This is a genomic window from Polaromonas sp. P1_E3, from assembly GCF_056405935.1.
This window is the reverse complement of record NZ_JBFUBD010000360.1, coordinates 1-2699: the sequence shown is the minus strand read 5'-3', so window position 1 is coordinate 2699 and position 2699 is coordinate 1. Positions and strand designations below refer to the sequence as shown.

At 62.0% G+C, this 2699-nt stretch carries 2 protein-coding genes and 1 pseudogene; 1 reads left to right on the top strand and 2 read right to left on the bottom strand.

Going from position 1 to position 2699, the window contains the following annotated elements; translation table 11 throughout:
* The coding region (locus tag AC1D0Z_RS19155; RefSeq protein WP_477659776.1) for a shikimate dehydrogenase family protein at positions 1–758 on the bottom strand (758 nt) is incomplete at its 3' end.
* Positions 759–949: 191 nt separating this feature from the next.
* Between AC1D0Z_RS19155 and AC1D0Z_RS19150 the strand changes: the two genes are divergently transcribed.
* Positions 950–1762 (top strand): IclR family transcriptional regulator domain-containing protein, encoded by an 813-nt coding sequence (locus AC1D0Z_RS19150; protein ID WP_477659775.1) that lies wholly within the window; start codon positions 950–952, stop codon positions 1760–1762.
* Positions 1763–1971: 209 nt separating this feature from the next.
* Here the strand turns inward: AC1D0Z_RS19150 and AC1D0Z_RS19145 are convergent.
* Positions 1972–2699: pseudogene (locus AC1D0Z_RS19145) on the bottom strand (SDR family oxidoreductase); the annotation flags it as partial.

Sequence of the window (2699 nt, the reverse complement as noted above, 5' to 3'; positions counted from 1 at the left end):
CCCGGGTGTGCGGCCAGGCCGCGCGCCCGGGCAGCTTGCACCAGTGGCGTTGGCTGATTCTTCATGAGGATGTCCATGACGGCCGCATGCGGCGCCAGCCGGGACACATCGCACGGCAGGGGATCATCGGCCCTGAGCCCCAGCGGCGAGGCATTCACCACCACGTCATGACCCGAGGGGTCACCGCTGCTTGCAGCCACGATGCTTGCGGTCGAAAGCGGCGTAGCGGCAGCAATCTCGTTGGCCAGCACCTGCGCCTTGCCGGGCGCGGGGTCGTAGAGTGAAATGGCGGCCGGCGCCTGGGTGCCTGCCATTGCGAGCGAAGCGGTAATGGCGGCAGCTGCGCCGCCGGCCCCCAGAATCAGTACGCGCCTGCCGGCGTACGCCACGCCGAAATAATCCATCGACAGGACAAAACCCTTGCCGTCAAACAAGGCGCCTTCCAGTTCACCGGCAGCGTTGCGGCGTATGCCGTTCACCGCACCGGCCACCCGGCCCGCCTCATTGCAATGCGAAAGCAGCCCCATCACCTCCGCCTTGTGCGGAATGGTCAGCAACATGCCTTTGACATTCCTGGCCAGGAAAGCGGCCTTCACAAAGGCCTGGATGTCCCCGGCAGCCACATGCACCGGGATAAGGACGGCATCAATGCCCAGCGCCTTGAAGATCAGGTTGAACACCTCGGGCGCACGCACCTGCCCGACCGGATCGCCGGGGATCAGATACACGTCGGTGTTGCCCTGAATGGTGGGAAGCATGGGGGATAGCCTGAAACGTTCGATAATCGGTTAAAACTGGAGGATTCGCTGTGAACTTTAGTAGGTAGCCTCCCGAAGCCCAACAGCTTTATTGTCGAATTGATCGTTTATCGCGCAATAAAGATCGATCATCGAACGAAACGAGGGTTTGACCTACGTCTACGCCCCCAGCCTGTGTCGATACTCCGGCCATGAAAACGCCTGCCCCCGCCCCTGCCCCCACCGTATTGCAGGCCCCCAGCACCCCTAAGCTCGACAAACGCGACTGGATCGCCGGGCTCGAAAAGGGCCTGTCCATCATCGAGTGCTTTGATGACGCCAATCCGCGCCTGACCGCCAGCCAGGCCGGCGCGCGCTGCGGCATGACACGCACCGCGGCCCGCCGCTATTTGCTGACGCTGGAGCACCTGGGATATATCGCCAGCGACGGCAAGCTCTTCTGGCTGACGCCGCGGGTGCTGCGGCTGGGGCAGTCCTACCTTGAATCGGCACGCCTGCCGCGCATCGTGCAGCCTTTTTTGCAGCGCGTCACTGCGGGAACGCAGGAAAGCGCGTATGTCAGCGTGATGGATGGCGACGACATCGTCTATATCGCCCGCAACGGCTCCAGCCGCGCCATGAACACCGGCTACGTGCTGGGCTCACGCGTACAGGCCCAGGTGACGGCTGCAGGCCTTCTGATGCTGTCGATGCGCGACCCGGCCTGGCTCGAAACCTGGCTGGCAAATCACGAGCTCAAGGCCTATACCTCTTACACGATTGCCAGCAAGGACCGCCTGCGTATCGAACTTGCGCGCGTGCGTGCGCAAGGCTGGGCCATTTCCGAACAGCAGCTGGAACTCAATTACCGCGGTATCGCGGTACCCCTGCGTGACCGCCATGGCGAAGTTGCCGGGGCACTCAGTGTGACCATGCCGATGGGGCATGAGTCGAGTGAGGATGCGGCGGGACGGGTTTTGTCTGTTTTGCGGGAGACTGCGCAGGCGATGAGGAATTTGATTTGAGATCCTGGGGGATCGCTTCCAGCAACGTGCCTGTTCCGGCTTCGGATTTCTGCTGAAGGCGCTGACCGTGGTTGCCCGGCCAGCAGCACTCAGGCGAGCGCGCGACGCCGCAACCAGAACTCCACCTCGCAAGGGTTCACTCCAGTCGCTATCAATTTAATAGCTGCTTGCGCCCGCCCCTATTGGCAAAATGCCATTTTCACCAAATATCAAACAGCCCCGACGCTCCCGGTCACGGGCAAAACAATCCCCGTGACATAACCCGAACAAACAGGAGAAGCCAGAAATACATACGCAGGCGACAGCTCTTCGGGTTGCGCCGGCCGCCTCATGTCGGTCTTCTTGCCGAAATCCTTGACCTGGTCGGGGGGTGAATCTGCCGGATTGAGCGGCGTCCATACTGGGCCGGGCGCCACCGCGTTCACGCGTATGCCTTTGTCCAGGAGGTTGCTGGCCAGGGATTGGTGAAAGCGTGAATGGCCCCCTTGGTCGCAGAGTAGTCCAGCAGCCTGGCGCTGCCTTCCAGCCCTGTCACCGAGCCGGTGTTGATGATGCAGGAGCCCTGCTTCAGGTACGGCAAGGCGGCCTTGGCCATGTGGAAGTAACCGTAAACGTTGGTGCGCAATGTTTCGTCAAACCGTTCTTCCGTCAGGTCTTCCAGGGATTCGGCGTGCTCCTGGAAGGCGGCATTGTTCACCAGGATATCGAGCTTGCCCAGCGACTTGACGGTCTTCTTCACCGCTTCGCGGCAGAACGCCGCGTCCTTCACATCGCCGGCAATCAGCACGCACCGGCGGCCTTCCGCTTCGACGCAGCGCTGGGTCTCTACCGCATCCTCGTCGGAGTCAAGGTAAGCCACAGCCACGTCTGCGCCCTCACGCGCAAACAGCACCGCAACGGCGCGTCCTATGCCGGAATCTGCACCGGTAATCAACGC

Excerpts from the sequence above, each read along its gene's own strand:
- AC1D0Z_RS19150 (WP_477659775.1), top strand. The coding sequence starts at position 950 with ATGAAAACGCCTGCCCCCGCCCCTGCCCCCACCGTATTGCAGGCCCCC.